Raw genomic sequence first — 14,509 nt, forward strand, 5'->3', positions numbered from 1 at the left:
CCCGACAGGCTCCACCACTAAGCACGACTTTTGGGTCTGTAGCTCAGGTGGTTAGAGCGCACCCCTGATAAGGGTGAGGCCGGTGGTTCGAGTCCTCCCAGACCCACCACTCTGAATGATTGCGCACACATACTTTGAAATGCCTCGGCACTGTGGCCGGGGCATGTTCTTTGACAATCGGGAAGAAGAGTCAAACGAGCGTTTGAGACGCAAGTCTTGCAACGTGTCGAGGCTGAGGCGAGATGGCGTAAGCCATCTTTATCAAAGTGATTAAGTCGTACCGTTCGCTGGTATGCGTGTCGCTCCGAGGCAACTTGGGGTGATATGGTCAAGCGAATAAGCGCACACGGTGGATGCCTTGGCGGTCAGAGGCGATGAAGGACGTGACAGCCTGCGAAAAGTGTCGGGGAGCTGGCAATAAGCTTTGATCCGGCAATGTCCGAATGGGGAAACCCACCCGCAAGGGTATCGTGCAGTGAATACATAGCTGCACGAAGCGAACCCGGTGAACTGAAATATCTAAGTAACCGGAGGAAAAGAAATCAACCGAGATTCCGTCAGTAGCGACGAGCGAACGCGGACTAGCCCAAAAGTCGATCTTGTTTTAGCAAAACACTCTGGAAAGTGTGGCCATAGCGGGTGACAGCCCCGTATGCGAAAGGGCCTGATCGATGAAATTGAGTAGGGCGGGGCACGTGAAACCCTGTCTGAACATGGGGGGACCATCCTCCAAGGCTAAATACTCCTGACCGACCGATAGTGAACCAGTACCGTGAGGGAAAGGCGAAAAGAACCCTGGTGAAGGGAGTGAAATAGAACCTGAAACCGTGTGCGTACAAGCAGTCGGAGCTCCGCAAGGAGTGACGGCGTACCTTTTGTATAATGGGTCAGCGACTTACTGTTCGTGGCGAGCTTAACCGTATAGGGGAGGCGAAGGGAAACCGAGTCTGATAAGGGCGCATAGTCGCGGGCAGTAGACCCGAAACCGGGTGATCTAGTCATGCCCAGGGTGAAGGTACCGTAACAGGTACTGGAGGCCCGAACCCACTCCCGTTGCAAAGGTAGGGGATGAGGTGTGATTAGGAGTGAAAAGCTAATCGAACCCGGAGATAGCTGGTTCTCCTCGAAAGCTATTTAGGTAGCGCCTCGTATGTATCCTCTCGGGGGTAGAGCACTGTTATGGCTAGGGGGTCATTGCGACTTACCAAACCATTGCAAACTCCGAATACCGAGACGGACTGTACGGGAGACACACGGCGGGTGCTAACGTCCGTCGTGAAAAGGGAAACAACCCAGACCCACAGCTAAGGTCCCAAATTACTGCTGAGTGGAAAACCATGTGGAAAGGCACAGACAGCCAGGAGGTTGGCTTAGAAGCAGCCACCCTTTAAAGAAAGCGTAATAGCTCACTGGTCGAGTCGGTCTGCGGGGAAGATTTAACGGGGCTAAGCAGTAAACCGAAGCTTGGGGTGCACAACTTTGTTGTGCGCGGTAGAGGAGCGTTCCGTAGGCCTGCGAAGGTGGATTGAGAAGTCTGCTGGAGGTATCGGAAGTGCGAATGCTGACATGAGTAACGATAATGCGGGTGAAAAGCCCGCACGCCGAAAGCCCAAGGTTTCCTTGCGCAACGTTAATCGACGCAGGGTGAGTCGGCCCCTAAGGCGAGGCAGAAATGCGTAGTCGATGGGAAGCTGGTTAATATTCCAGCACCTCGCGTAAGTGCGATGGGAGGACGGAGAAGGTTAGGTGAGCCGGGCGTTGGTTGTCCCGGTGAGAGGACTGAGGTGGTGCCCTTAGGCAAATCCGGGGGCGCAACATTGAGGTCAAGGACGAGTCCAATGGGACAAAGTCACCGATATCACGCTTCCAGGAAAAGTCCCTAAGCTTCAGCTTACGCAGACCGTACCGTAAACCGACACAGGTGGGCAGGATGAGAATTCTCAGGCGCTTGAGAGAACTCGGGTGAAGGAACTAGGCAAAATAGCACCGTAACTTCGGGAGAAGGTGCGCCAACCATGGTGAATAGCTGAGGTTGGCCGAAGTGACCAGGCCGCTGCGACTGTTTATCAAAAACACAGCACTCTGCAAACACGAAAGTGGACGTATAGGGTGTGACGCCTGCCCGGTGCCGGAAGGTTAATTGATGGGGTCAGCCGCAAGGCGAAGCTCTTGATCGAAGCCCCGGTAAACGGCGGCCGTAACTATAACGGTCCTAAGGTAGCGAAATTCCTTGTCGGGTAAGTTCCGACCTGCACGAATGGCGTAACGACAGCGGCGCTGTCTCCACCCGAGACTCAGTGAAATTGAAATCGCTGTGAAGATGCAGCGTTCCCGCGGCAAGACGGAAAGACCCCGTGAACCTTTACTATAGCTTTACACTGAACGTTGAGTTCGTCTGTGTAGGATAGGTGGGAGGCTGTGAAGTGTCGGCGCTAGCTGGCATGGAGCCATCCTTGAAATACCACCCTGATGTGCTTGACGTTCTAACCTGGGCCCGTAATCCGGGTCGGGGACCGTGTATGGTGGGTAGTTTGACTGGGGCGGTCTCCTCCCAAAGTGTAACGGAGGAGCTCGAAGGTACGCTCAGCGCGGTCGGACATCGCGCACTGTGTGCAAAGGCATAAGCGTGCTTGACTGCAAGATCGACGGATCAAGCAGGTAGGAAACTAGGACTTAGTGATCCGGTGGTTCTGTATGGAAGGGCCATCGCTCAACGGATAAAAGGTACTCCGGGGATAACAGGCTGATACCGCCCAAGAGTTCATATCGACGGCGGTGTTTGGCACCTCGATGTCGGCTCATCACATCCTGGGGCTGTAGTCGGTCCCAAGGGTATGGCTGTTCGCCATTTAAAGTGGTACGCGAGCTGGGTTCAGAACGTCGTGAGACAGTTCGGTCCCTATCTGTCGTGGGCGTTGGAGATTTGAGAGGGGCTGCTCCTAGTACGAGAGGACCGGAGTGGACGAACCCCTGGTGTTCCGGTTGTCACGCCAGTGGCATTGCCGGGTAGCTATGTTCGGAAGCGATAACCGCTGAAAGCATCTAAGCGGGAAGCGCGCCTCAAGATGAGATCTCCCGGGGCACAAGCCCCCTGAAGGAACGATCAAGACTAGGTCGTTGATAGGCAGGGTGTGTAAGCGCAGTAATGCGTTGAGCTTACCTGTACTAATGATCCGTGTGGCTTGACCATATCACCTCAAGTTTCTTCGCGAAGGCGACGAAACCCTTGGCCTCAACACGTTGATGGCTTGCACGAACGCTCGTAAACTCTTCTTCCCTCCCTCTGAGAGCGTGGCGCTGCTTCACCGAAGCCGGCGACCCTCCACCCTCTCCCTGGTGACAACAGCGCTGTGGTACCACCCGATCCCATCCCGAACTCGGAAGTGAAACACAGCTGCGCCGATGGTAGTGTGGCTCAAGCCATGCAAGAGTAGGTCATCGCCAGGGCCTTATTAGACGGGCTGATCCTTCGGGGTCAGCCCGTCGCCTTTTGTGCCGTAGGCACGACCCACAACAGGTCATCGCCAGGGCCTTATCCCAAAACCCCGCATCACTCGATGCGGGGTTTTTCTTTGGGCGAATGGAATCCAGAAAACGGCTGAACCGGCTTTAGAACTAAATCGGCGGCCTCTAACCCGTCCTAACCGTGCGCACAAATAAAACCTCCGGCAGCGCCGGGGGGGCGGACGATGAGCCCGCGCTTGCGTGCGGGATTCGCTCTTCGCCTGGAAACCGGCGAATGCCGGTTTTCTCGCGGCATTGAAACGGAATCAAACGGTAGGCGTGGCGGAACAGGGCGAAATCAGCGCCCGTCGATCAGAACAGCACCGCCTGCGGCGAGGCTGGAGCCGGCTTCATCTCGCCCCAACCGCCGGCACCGGACGGACGGTGTCGTCTGGCATCCCGTTCCCGGTGGGTTTTCTCCGCCAAGACCTTGAATTGGTTCATCCGCACCTGCAGCAGGTCGGCAGCGCTGGTGGGCGCCTGCTCGATGCCGTGCAGGCCGGTTTCCTCCTCCAGCGCCGGTTTCGGAATCTGCTGGAAGGGAATCCGCATCGGGGCGGCGTTCTTGTCGATGGCCTTGGCCATCGAACCGAGATACAGAGCGCTGTTGCCGTATCTGCGGTTCACCTTGTCGAGCAGCAGGCTGGCGGCATGCGCGCGTTGGCGCTCGGCCATCAGCTCGCCGCAGATGGCGGTGCGTGGCGACAAGTCGACCAGGGTGACCGCCACCGAGAGCGGCGGGTGGCGTTTCTGGTTCCAGCGTCCGTCCGTCGCCGCGCGTTCCAATCCCCGCAGGTGGCGACCAAGCAGTTGCAGCAGCGCAGGCGTGTCGTCGAGCGGGGCGAAGCGCAGGTCGCGTTCGAAGCGCGCGTCCATGCCGACGAAACGGATGCGGATCGCCATCCCGCCCGCCAGCAGGGCTTCGTCGCGCAGCCGCATCGCCGCCTTCGCCAGCAGCTTGAACAACACCGAGCGCATGCCGGCGGCATCGCGCAGCTCCGGGCCAAGCACATGCGAATGCCCGACCGAGGCGCGTTGGGTCTCGCGCTCCGGCAGCTCGAAGCCGCGCAACTGCAGCCAGAAGCGCTCGCCCTCGATGCTGCCCCAGGCGCGGCGCAACTGGTCGCGCGAGGCGGCGCACAGCCGTTCGACCGTCCCGATGCCGGCGCGCTGCAGCCGCGCTTCCATCGACGGGCCGATGCCGCACAGGTCGCGCAATTCCAGCCCGTGCAAGGCATGCGGCAGGTCGGCCTGTTCGATCACCGTCAGCCCGTCCGGCTTGTTCATGTCGGATGCGGTCTTGGCCAGGAATTTGTTCGGGGCGATGCCGATCGAACAGGTCAGGCTGTCGCTGAAGCCGGTATCGCGCAGCGCCCGCTTGATGTTGCGGGCGATGGCGACGGCGTTGTCGCGGCGCCGCTCGCGGCCGATCAGCCAGCACGGCACTTCGTCCACCGAGGCCGCCTTGCCGTGCGGGATGCAGGTCTGGATGGCCGCGAGGAACTGGTGGTGCACCCGCACGTAGCGCGCCGGCCGCGCGATCTGCAACGCGATGTCGGGGCAGCGTTCGAGCGCTTCCGCCACGCCGGTGCCGGTCTTGATGCCGAAGTCGCGCTTGGCCTCCTTGCTGGCGGCGATGCAGCAGGTGGTGGTGCTGGCGACCGGGATCACCGCGACCGGGCGGCCGCGCAGGTGCGGCGCGTCGTTCTGCTCGACCGAGGCGAAGAACGAATCGAAATCCACGAACAGGCAGCGCAGGGTCATCGTTGGAATCCGCTGGGCAAGGCAGTATCGGCCGCGTGCGTCGCAACCGGGGGTGCGAAGCTTCACGATTCGACTAACGATGCCGGCGGGGCGTCGCAGGGCATGCGATGGGTCGCGCCGGCATGCCCGATCACCGTTCAGCGTGCAGTTCCCCGGCGCAGGCGTAGGATCGCGTCATTCGAAGCAGCGGGGGTGCGGAATGAAAGGCGTCGTGTCGATCTTGGCGGTGGTGGCGGCAACGGGCTTGCTGGCGGCGGGCGGCGCCGGCGCGAGCGGCATCAACGGCATCAACAACGGGATGCCGAACCGGATCTCGATGAACGTTACGGTGCCCAAGCAGACCCAGGGCGCGAGCTTCGGCGAAAAGGTGAGCAGCGGCTTGCAGGCCGCGGGCAGTGCGGTCGCGCAGGGCGCGTCGCTCTCCTTGGTCGTCGAATGCGGGCAGGCGGCGTGTGCCATCGCGTTCCCGGATGGCGATGGTTATCGCGCGGACACCACGCGGATGACCCTGCAGCCGTTGTCGCAGGCGCAGGCGCAGGCGTTGCGCACGGGATCGCTGGGGCAAGGCGCGTCGTTGCTGGGCGGTGCGTTGCCCGGCGGCGCGATCGTTTCCGCCGCAGTCTCGTCGGTGGGCGCGTTGGCGGGCGGGGGCAGTGGTGCGGCCGCGGCCAGCTATGCGGCAACTGGACGCGCGGCACCGGCGGCGGCGTCGGTCGGCGGGATGGACAAACCCGGTGGCGCGGCCGCCGCTTCGTATGCGCGCTCGCCGCAAGCGGAAGGCGCGCCTGCGCCGTTGCGCAGCAGCAATGCCGACGATGGCCGGATCGACGTGCTCGATCCGCTGCAGGATGGCGATTACGCGCTGACGCTGGTGGTCGAGAAGGCCACCAGCGGGCTGAAAGACACGCTGAAGACCAATGTGCGCACCACGGCGCCGCAACAGGTGCGGATCGTGGTCGGCTTCAGCGTGGAGGCGGGCGTGCTGAAGACCAAGCACGACACCGCCAAGAACTCGATCGGCAACATCCGTTGAAGGATCGCCGCTGATCGCGCCGGTCAGAAGACCTGCGGAGGCTCCCCGCCGACGATCACCACGTCGGCCGGGCGCCGCGCGAACAGGCCGACGCTGACCACGCCGGGGATCTGGTTGATCTCGCGCTCCAGCGCCACCGGGTCGACGATCGACAGGTTGTGCACGTCGAGGATCAGGTTGCCGTTGTCGGTGACCACGCCGTCGCGCCACACCGGCTGGCCGCCGCTGAGCCGCACCAGTTCGCGCGCGACCAGGCTGCGCGCCATCGGGATCACTTCCACCGGCAGCGGGAACCTGCCGAGCACCGGTACCTGCTTGCTCGGGTCGACGATGCAGACGAAGGTCTTGCTGGCCTCGGCGATGATCTTCTCGCGGGTCAGCGCCGCGCCGCCGCCCTTGATCAGGCGCTTGTGCGGGTCGCATTCGTCGGCGCCGTCGACGTACAGCGACAAGGGGCCTGCGGCATTGAGGTCGATCACTTCGATGCCGTGCGACTGCAGCCGCGCCGTGCTCTGCTCGGAGCTGGACACGGCGCCGGCGATGCGGTCCTTCCATGCGGCCAATGCATCGATGAAATAGGCCACGGTGGAACCGGTGCCGACGCCGACGATCATGCCGTCCTCGACGTAGTCGATGGCTCTCTCGGCGGCGAGTCGCTTCATTTCGCTCATTGCAGGTTCCTGTGTGTCCGTGGGGGCGGCTTCGGCCGCGACCGGCGCGATTGCGCGGTCATTCCAGTGAGAGCAGCAGCTTCCATTGCGCCGCGGTGACCGGGAACACCGAAAGCCGGCTGCCCTTCGCGGTCAATGCGAAGCCTTCGCCGAGTGCGTCGGTGTAGCCCCTGATTTCCTCCAGCGGGATCACCCGCTTGAGCTTGCGCTCGAAGGCGACGTCGACCAGGAACCAGCGCGGCTGTTCGCGCGTCGCCTTCTCGTCGAAGTACTTCGACTTCGGGTCGAACTGGGTCTCGTCCGGGTAGGCGATGCTGGCGACGCGGGCCAGCCCGGCGATCCCCGGCACCTTGCAGTTGGAGTGGTAGATCATCACCCCGTCGCCGACGCGCATCCCGTCGCGCATGAAGTTGCGCGCCTGGTAGTTGCGCACGCCGTTCCACGGCTCGGTGCCGACGCGCTCGAGATCGTCGATGCCGAATGCGTCGGGCTCCGACTTCATCATCCAGTAGCGCTTGGCCTTGCTCATGCGATGTCCTCGGCGAGGTAGCTGGCGCGTTCGCTGCAGACGGCATCGAGGCGCACGTCCCAGTCCTCGACGGCGACGGCGTCGACGCGCTGCGCATCGAACCCGGCGCCGGCCAGCCACGGCGGCGCGGCCTGCGCCTGGCGGAACGCGAGGCTGCGATCGTACCAGCCGCCGCCCATGCCGAGCCGATGGCCGTGTGCGTCGAAACCCACCAGCGGCAACACGATCAAGGCCATGTCTCCGGCTTTCGACGCGCCGGCGGATGCGACATCGGGCTCGGGAATGCCGTAACGATTGGTGACCAGCGCATCGCCCGGCTTCCACGGCGCGAAGCGCAGCGTGCCGTCGTCGTGCAGCAGGGGCAGGCAATAGGTGAGCGGGGCCGGCAGGCGCAACTGGAACGCATGCAGGCCGATCTCGCCGTCCATCGCCCAGTAGCCGGCGACGAGGCCCGAAGTCGGCAGGAATGGCAATGCCAGCAGCCGATCCGCCAGCGCTTCGGCGGCGGCGATGCGGGTGGAAGCGGGAAGGGCGCGACGACGTTCGCGCAATCCACGACGCAGTGCGTGTCGATCCGTCTGTGAACTCACGCGATGCGCATCGTGGCCAAAAGAAAAATGTCTCCGCCGTGGCGATGCGTGCGAAACGACCTTGAACCCGGGGTTCAAGTGGGAACGCGTGGCGGCCTTCGGGCTTCCCGCTCAGGGCGGACTTGCACGCCCGGCTACCAATGCGCCCCCGTGGTCGTCATTAAGGGACAAGGCGAATGTTTGCACACGCCGTCGCGCACAGCAGAGGACGCGATCAGTATAGCGCGCGCCGCGGAATGTCGATGCCCGTTTGTCGGATCGCGCGATGCCGCGTGATGGGCGCGATTCAGCCCGTGGGTCCGAGCAGCGCATCCAGCTTGGCGTTGGCGGCATCGAGCAGCTTGAAGGCGGCTTCGTTGCCGCCGCGTTCGTCGCGCAGCTGCTGCAGTTCGTGCGCCAGGTTGAGCGCGGTCAGCACGGCCAGGCGATCGGGTGCGACCAGTTTGTTGCCGCCGCGGATCTCGCGCATGCGCAGGTCGAGCATGCGCGCGGCGGAGGTCAGGCTGGCGCGTTCTGCCTCGCTGACGCCGACGGTGTATTCGCGGTCGAGGATGCGGACGGTGACCGGTTCGCTCTTGGCGGGCTCGTTGCTGCTCACGTGTGCTGCTCCAGCGACTTCAGGCGGCTGATCATCGCCTCGACGCGCGAACGCGCCTGCTCCTGCTTGGCCAGCAGCTGCGCGCGTTCGGCCGCCATCTGTTCGTGTTGCTGGCGCAGGCTGCGGTTCTCGTCCTGCATGCGTTGCATCGACGCAGCCAGCTGGTCGATGCGCGCCAGCAGGCGTTGCAGTTCGGCGGCCAGGTCGCGGTTGTCCATGCCGGCATGATGGGCGCAGCCGAGCGGCAGGGTCAAGGCGTGGCGTGGGTGGCGCCTTCTTCCGCCGCCGCGCGCATGGCGGATCCTTCCCGTTCCGGCCAGCCGTGCACGAACTCCAGGCACTGCCGCGCCTGCAGCGGCGGCGACAGCCAGTAGCCCTGCACCACGTCGCAGCGGTGCTGGCGCAGGAAGGCCAGCTGCTCGGCGGTTTCCACGCCTTCGGCGACCACGTTCAGGCCCAGCGAGCGCGCCATCGCGATCACCGTGGTGGTGATCGCCGCGTCTTCGGTGTCGCCCGGCCTGCCGAGGTCGTCGATGAAGGCCTTGTCGATCTTGAGCGTGGTGATCGGCAGGCGGCGCAGGTAGGCCAGCGAGGAATAGCCGGTGCCGAAATCGTCCACCGCGATCGACACGCCGATGCGGCGGAAGAACTGCAGCCGTTCGGCGGCGAGGTCGGCCTTGGCCATCAGCACGCTCTCGGTGAGCTCGAGTTCGAGCTGGCCGGGATCGACCCCGGTCTCGCGCAGGATGCGTTCCACCGTGCGCGGCAAGTCGCTGTGCAGCAGCTGGGTCGCCGACACGTTGACCGCGATGCTGATGTCGTCGAGCCCCTGGCGCTGCCAGTCGGAGAGGGTGTTGCAGGCTTCGCGCAGCACCCATTCGCCGATGGCGACGATCATCCCGCTTTCCTCGGCGAGCGGGATGAACTGCGCCGGCGGCACCTCGCCGTGTTCGCTGCTGTGCCAGCGCAGCAGGGCTTCGACGCAGCGGATGCGGCCATCGGCCAAGGACAGCTGCGGCTGGTAGGCCAGGCGCAATTCGTCGCGTTCGATCGCGCGCCGCAAGGAGGCGACGAGGCCGGCGCGGCGTCGGCTGTTGCTGTCCATCGACTCGGTGTAGCGCATGAAGGTATGCCGGCCCGCGGCCTTGGCCTGGTACATCGCGGTGTCGGCATGCTTGAGCAGGTCGGTCGGCACCTGCGCATGGTCGGGATACAGGCTGATGCCGATCGACGGCGTGATCACGATTTCCTGGCGATCGTCGATCAGCATCGGCTCGTCGAAGGCGTCGATCACGCGTTGCGCGCAGGCATCGGCTTCGCCGGCGTGGGCCAGGTCCTCCAGCACCACGGTGAATTCGTCGCCGCCGATCCGGGCCACCGTGTGCGTTGCGCCGGCGGCCTGCTGCAGGCGCTGCGCGGCCATGCGCAGGATGCGGTCGCCGGTGGCGTGGCCGAGCGAATCGTTGATGTCCTTGAAGCGGTCGAGGTCGAGGAACAGCAGCGCCACGCAGGTGCCCTGCCGGCGCGCCCGCACGATCGCCCGCGACAGGCGTTCCGCCAGCAGGGTGCGGTTGGGCAGGTTGGTCAGGGTGTCGTAGTTGGCGAGGTAGCGCAGTTCCTGCTCGATGCGGCGGCGGTCGGTGATGTCGGTGGCGACCAGCACGTACAGCCGGCGCTGGGTGCCGGGCTCGAGGATCGCGTGGGTGCGCACCGCGCACAGGAATTCGCGGCCGTCCTTGCGCCGCTGCCACATCTCGCTGTCCCAGTGCCCTTCCTCGCGCATCGCCTTGCGCGACTGTTCGTAGAACGCCGCGTCGTGCTGCTCGCTGTTGGTCAGCGAGGCGTCCTTGCCGACCACGTCCTCCGCTTCGTAACCGCTCATGCGGGTGAAGGCGGGGTTGACGGTGACGAAGTGGAATTCCTCGTCCAGCACCACCACCGCCTCGACCATGTGCCGGGTGACTTCGGTGGCGATGCGGCGTTCGCGTTCCTGCGCGCGGTTGGCGGTGACGTTGCGCGCGGTGCCGGCGATCTTGGTGATGCGCCCGTTGTCGTCGCGCGCCACCGCGCGGCCGCGCGCGCGCACCCACTGCCACCCGCCCTGTTCGTCGTGGATGCGGTGCTCGGACAGGAACATCGGGGCGTGGCCGGTGACGTAGGCGCGCAAGCGCTGCAGCACCGGTTGGACATCGTCCGGATGGATCTGGTGGTCGGTGTCCAGGTCGACCTGCACGTCGAGGTCGTCGCTGCGGCCCGGCTCGATCTGGACTTTCTCCAGTTCGTGGCGCTCCAGGTCGTATTGCCAGTAGAGCTCGTTGGAGGCCCACAGCGACAGCCGGAGCTTTTCCTCGCGTTCGCGCATCGCCCGCAGGTGCTCGCGCTGGTCGCGTTCGCGGCGGCGATGCCCGGCCAGCAGCACGCCGGCCAGCAACAGCACCAGCAGTGCGAGCAACAGGGCCATGTAGTGCGAAGACGGCATCCGGCCAGTGTAGGCAAGCGGGCGGGGGCTCAACAAGCATCGCGGCCGGCGCGATTGCTACACTGCGCTTCCCGTATCGAGAGCGCATGCGTGAGCGAAACCGACCTGCCGGGCTGGGACGATGTCGCGGCCGCCGCGGACCAGCTGGGCCTGGCCAGTACGCCCGCCGAGTTGCATGGCGGACTGTGTGGCTGGCTGGCTGGCGGTGGCGGCGATTCGCGTTCGTGGCCGGCGCTGGTGCTGGCCGACCCCCTGCTGCCGGCGCCCGCCAACGGCGACGCGCTGGACCGGTTGCGCACCGCGAGCGCGGCGCAACTGGCCGATACCGACTTCGGGTTCGAACTGCTGCTGCCGGACGAAGGCCAGGTGATCGAGCGCGCCGGCGGGATGTTCGCCTGGTGCCGCGCCTTCCTCGGCGGCTTCGGCCTGTCGGTAGGCGAGAAGAAGCTGTCCGACGAAGGCGAGGAAGCGCTGGGCGACATCGCCAACCTCGCCGCTGCGCGGGTGGACGACGTGGATCCCGAGGGCGACGAGGAATCGCTGACCGAGATCGAGGAATACGTGCGCATGGCGGTATTGCTGCTGCATGCCGATTGCGCGATGGGGCCCAGGCACCGGCAACGCCTGCACTGAGCGATGATCCTCCAGGCCAGCGAACGCAAGGCACTGGCGCGGCGCCGCAAGCAACTGATGCAGGCGGCCGGCGACGGCGCGATCCTGGTCCTGCCGGCGGCGCCGGAACGCATCCGCAGCCGCGATACCCACTACCCGTACCGGCAGGATTCCGACTTCTGGTACCTCACCGGCTGCAACGAGCCGGAAGCGGTGCTGGTGCTGGTGCCCGGCCGCAAGCACGGCGAGGCGATCCTGTTCTGCCGCGAGCGCGATCCGGAACGCGAAGGCTGGGACGGCCCGCGGCTCGGCCCCGACGGCGCGGTCGAACGGCTGGGCATGGACGACGCCTATCCGATCTCGGACATCGACGACATCCTGCCCGGCCTGCTGGAAGGCCGCCGCCGCGTGCACTACCACCTCGGCCGCGACGCCGACTTCGACCTCAAGCTGATCGGCTGGCTGAACCGCGTGCGCGCGCAGGCGCGGCAGGGCGCGCAACCGCCGCAGGAATTCCTCGAGCTCGGCCACCTGCTGGACGAGATGCGGCTGTTCAAGTCGGCCGACGAAGTGAAGCTGATGCAGCGCGCCGCCGACATCAGCGTCGAAGCCCACCGCGCGGCGATGCGCGCCGCGCGCGCCGGCATCCACGAATACGAACTGCAGGCCGAGGTCGAGCGCGTGTTCCGCATGCACGGCGCGCAGCCGGCCTACGCCAGCATCGTCGGCGCCGGCGCCAATGCCTGCGTGCTGCATTACCGCGACAACGGCGCGAAGTCGCGCGACGGCGAGCTGGTGCTGATCGACGCCGGCGCGGAATACCGCGGCTACGCGTCCGACATCACCCGCACGTTCCCGGTCAACGGCCGCTTCGGCAGGGAGCAGCGCGCGCTGCACGACCTGGTCTGCGCCGCGCAGGCCGCCGCCCTGGCGCAGGCGAAGCCGGGCGTGGCGTACGAGGCCGGCCACGACGCGGCGGTGGCAACCCTGGCCGACGGACTGCTGTCGCTGGGCTTGCTGAAGGGCTCGCTGGAGAGCGTGCTGGCGAACGGCGACTACAAGCGCTACTACCGGCACAAGACCGGGCACTGGCTGGGCCTGGACGTGCACGACGTCGGCGAATACCGCATCGACGGCGACTCGCGCCTGCTCGAGCCGGGCATGGTCTTCACCATCGAGCCCGGCCTGTACATTCCCGCCGACGATGCCAGCGTGCCGGCGAAGTGGCGCGGCATCGGCATCCGCATCGAGGACGACGTGCTGGTCACCCGCGCCGGCCACCAGGTGTTGACCGGCGCGCTCGAGCGCAGCGCGGATCAAACCGAAGCGCTGATGGCACGCTAGGGCTTACGCCGCGAACGCCTCGCGGGTGAGGTTCAGCGGCACGGCCGCGGTGCAGACGACGTCGTCCTCGATGCGGATGCCGCCGTAGGGCTTGAACGCGTCCACCCGCGCCCAGTCGACGGCATCGGCCAGGCCCTTCTGCTTCAGCTCGTCGAGCAACATGTCGATGAAATAGATGCCGGGTTCGATGGTCACCACCATGCCCGGCTGCAGTACCCGGGTGAGGCGCAGGTAGGGATGGCCGTCCGGCCTGGCGATGCTGCCGCCGCGGTCGGATTCGGCGAAGCCGGCCACGTCGTGCACCTGCAGGCCGATGCCGTGGCCGATGCCGTGCGGGAAGAACGCGCCGCTCACGCCGGTCTGCACCGCCGCTTCCGGGCTCACGGTGATCACGCCGAAATCCTTGAGGATGGCCGCCAGCGCGAGGTGCGCATCGAGGTGGACCTGCCTGTAGTCGGTGCCGGCGCGCACCGCGTCGCACATCGTCAGCTGCGCGGCGTCGACCGCGTCGATCATCGCGGCGAACTCGTCGGCCTGCGCCGAATAGGTGCGGGTGATGTCGCTGGCGTAGCCGCCGAAGCTGGCGCCGGCATCGATCAGGAAGCTGCGCGACTGCTTCGGCGGCAGGCGGTCGCGATCGGTGTAGTGCAGCACCGCGGCGTGTTCGTTGAGGCAGACGATGTTGCCGTAGGGCAGGTCGTTGGCGTCCTGCCCGGCGGCCTGGCAATAGGCCAGGTGGATGCCGAACTCGCTGCTGCCGGCGCGGAACGCGCGCTCGGCGGCGCGGTGCGCGCGCACGCCGATGCGGCTGGCTTCGCGCATCATCGCGATTTCGTAGGGCGTCTTGAACGCACGGTGGTACTCGAGGTAGGCGACCACCGGCTGCGGGTTGTTCGGCGCGTAGCCGGCGATCGCGCTCTGCGGTTCGCCGAGGATCGCGCAGCGCGCGGCGTCCTTCGGCAAATGCTGCGCGGCTTCTTCGGCGGTGCGGATGATGGCGATGTCGAAGTGTTCCACCCAGTAACCGCTGGGCATCGCCGGCACCACGTGCCAGTAGTCGTGCGGCTGCAGGAACACCAGCTTCGGCTTGATCCCGGGCGTGATCACCAGCCAGCTGCCCGGCGCCCGGGTGACCGGCAGCCAGGCCTTGAACTGCGGGTTCACCGCATAGGGATAGTCGCGGTCGTCGAAGAACTGGTAGTGCAGGGTGCCGCTGGGCACCAGCAGGTGGTCGAAACCGCCGCGCTGCAATGCCTCGGCGGCGCGCGCCTGCAGGGTTTCGAGGTGCTGCGGGTACAAACCGGCAAGAGCCGGGTTTTCGGGGGTCGCGGCGGACATGGCGCGTTCCAGGGCGGGAAAACGCGATTTTGACCCATTCCGCGCGG

At 65.4% G+C, this 14,509-nt stretch carries 11 protein-coding genes, 2 tRNA genes, 2 rRNA genes and 1 other RNA gene (1 of these 16 only partly in view); 7 read left to right on the forward strand and 9 right to left on the reverse strand.

Annotated features, from left to right (window positions below):
- The 4 genes from FHQ07_RS10895 to rrf all read left to right on the forward strand — a co-directional run.
- Window positions 1–17 (forward strand) — tRNA-Ala (locus FHQ07_RS10895); it begins 59 nt to the left of the window's first position.
- A gap of 15 nt (window positions 18–32) precedes the next feature.
- Window positions 33–109: transfer RNA gene (locus tag FHQ07_RS10900), tRNA-Ile, on the forward strand.
- A 217-nt stretch (window positions 110–326) separates the two neighbouring features.
- A 23S ribosomal RNA gene (locus tag FHQ07_RS10905) occupies window positions 327–3,190 on the forward strand.
- A 142-nt stretch (window positions 3,191–3,332) separates the two neighbouring features.
- Window positions 3,333–3,447, forward strand: a 5S ribosomal RNA gene (gene rrf / locus FHQ07_RS10910).
- Window positions 3,448–3,816: 369 nt separating this feature from the next.
- Here the strand turns inward: rrf and FHQ07_RS10915 are convergent.
- Entirely contained in the window at window positions 3,817–5,268 is a 1,452-nt protein-coding gene (locus FHQ07_RS10915) for a DNA polymerase Y family protein (protein ID WP_139716829.1), read from the reverse strand.
- A gap of 211 nt (window positions 5,269–5,479) precedes the next feature.
- Here FHQ07_RS10915 and FHQ07_RS10920 point away from each other — a divergent pair, with 211 nt between their 5' ends.
- Window positions 5,480–6,301 carry a hypothetical protein gene (locus FHQ07_RS10920; protein WP_139716830.1) on the forward strand — a complete coding sequence of 274 codons (822 nt, stop codon included), beginning with the start codon at window positions 5,480–5,482 and terminating at the stop codon, window positions 6,299–6,301.
- Between the two features lie 23 nt (window positions 6,302–6,324).
- Here the strand turns inward: FHQ07_RS10920 and rpiA are convergent, their stop codons facing one another.
- From rpiA to FHQ07_RS10955, 7 genes are all read right to left on the reverse strand, one after another.
- Entirely contained in the window at window positions 6,325–6,972 is a 648-nt protein-coding gene (gene rpiA / locus FHQ07_RS10925) for a ribose-5-phosphate isomerase RpiA (RefSeq protein WP_139716831.1), read from the reverse strand.
- A 58-nt stretch (window positions 6,973–7,030) separates the two neighbouring features.
- Window positions 7,031–7,501 (reverse strand): EVE domain-containing protein, encoded by a 471-nt coding sequence (locus FHQ07_RS10930; RefSeq protein ID WP_139716832.1) that lies wholly within the window; start codon window positions 7,499–7,501, stop codon window positions 7,031–7,033.
- A complete protein-coding gene (locus FHQ07_RS10935) occupies window positions 7,498–8,091 on the reverse strand; it encodes a 5-formyltetrahydrofolate cyclo-ligase (RefSeq protein ID WP_139716833.1) in 594 nt (197 codons plus the stop codon). Before FHQ07_RS10935 ends, FHQ07_RS10930 begins: the two co-directional genes overlap by 4 nt.
- Window positions 8,092–8,117: 26 nt before the next feature.
- Window positions 8,118–8,302: non-coding RNA, 6S RNA (gene ssrS / locus FHQ07_RS10940), on the reverse strand.
- Between the two features lie 75 nt (window positions 8,303–8,377).
- Window positions 8,378–8,689: a cell division protein ZapA gene (locus tag FHQ07_RS10945; protein ID WP_139716834.1), complete on the reverse strand. Its 312-nt coding sequence runs from the start codon at window positions 8,687–8,689 to the stop codon at window positions 8,378–8,380.
- Window positions 8,686–8,907 carry a TIGR02449 family protein gene (locus FHQ07_RS10950; protein WP_139716835.1) on the reverse strand — a complete coding sequence of 74 codons (222 nt, stop codon included), beginning with the start codon at window positions 8,905–8,907 and terminating at the stop codon, window positions 8,686–8,688. Before FHQ07_RS10950 ends, FHQ07_RS10945 begins: the two co-directional genes overlap by 4 nt.
- A gap of 32 nt (window positions 8,908–8,939) precedes the next feature.
- Window positions 8,940–11,168: a putative bifunctional diguanylate cyclase/phosphodiesterase gene (locus FHQ07_RS10955; protein ID WP_139716836.1), complete on the reverse strand. Its 2,229-nt coding sequence runs from the start codon at window positions 11,166–11,168 to the stop codon at window positions 8,940–8,942.
- A gap of 90 nt (window positions 11,169–11,258) precedes the next feature.
- Between FHQ07_RS10955 and FHQ07_RS10960 the strand changes: the two genes are divergently transcribed.
- Window positions 11,259–11,801 (forward strand): UPF0149 family protein, encoded by a 543-nt coding sequence (locus tag FHQ07_RS10960; protein WP_240703475.1) that lies wholly within the window; start codon window positions 11,259–11,261, stop codon window positions 11,799–11,801.
- 3 nt (window positions 11,802–11,804) lie between these two features.
- Complete coding sequence (locus FHQ07_RS10965) at window positions 11,805–13,124, forward strand: aminopeptidase P N-terminal domain-containing protein (RefSeq protein WP_139716838.1); 1,320 nt, start codon at window positions 11,805–11,807, stop codon at window positions 13,122–13,124.
- A 3-nt stretch (window positions 13,125–13,127) separates the two neighbouring features.
- On the opposite strand, the gene pepQ is transcribed toward FHQ07_RS10965, so the two are convergent.
- Window positions 13,128–14,462, reverse strand: coding sequence for a Xaa-Pro dipeptidase (gene pepQ / locus FHQ07_RS10970; protein ID WP_139716839.1), 1,335 nt, complete (start codon window positions 14,460–14,462; stop codon window positions 13,128–13,130).
- Window positions 14,463–14,509 lie beyond the last annotated feature (47 nt).

The sequence above is a fragment of the Thermomonas aquatica genome (assembly GCF_006337105.1).
GTDB classification, from domain to species: Bacteria; Pseudomonadota; Gammaproteobacteria; order Xanthomonadales; family Xanthomonadaceae; genus Thermomonas; species Thermomonas aquatica.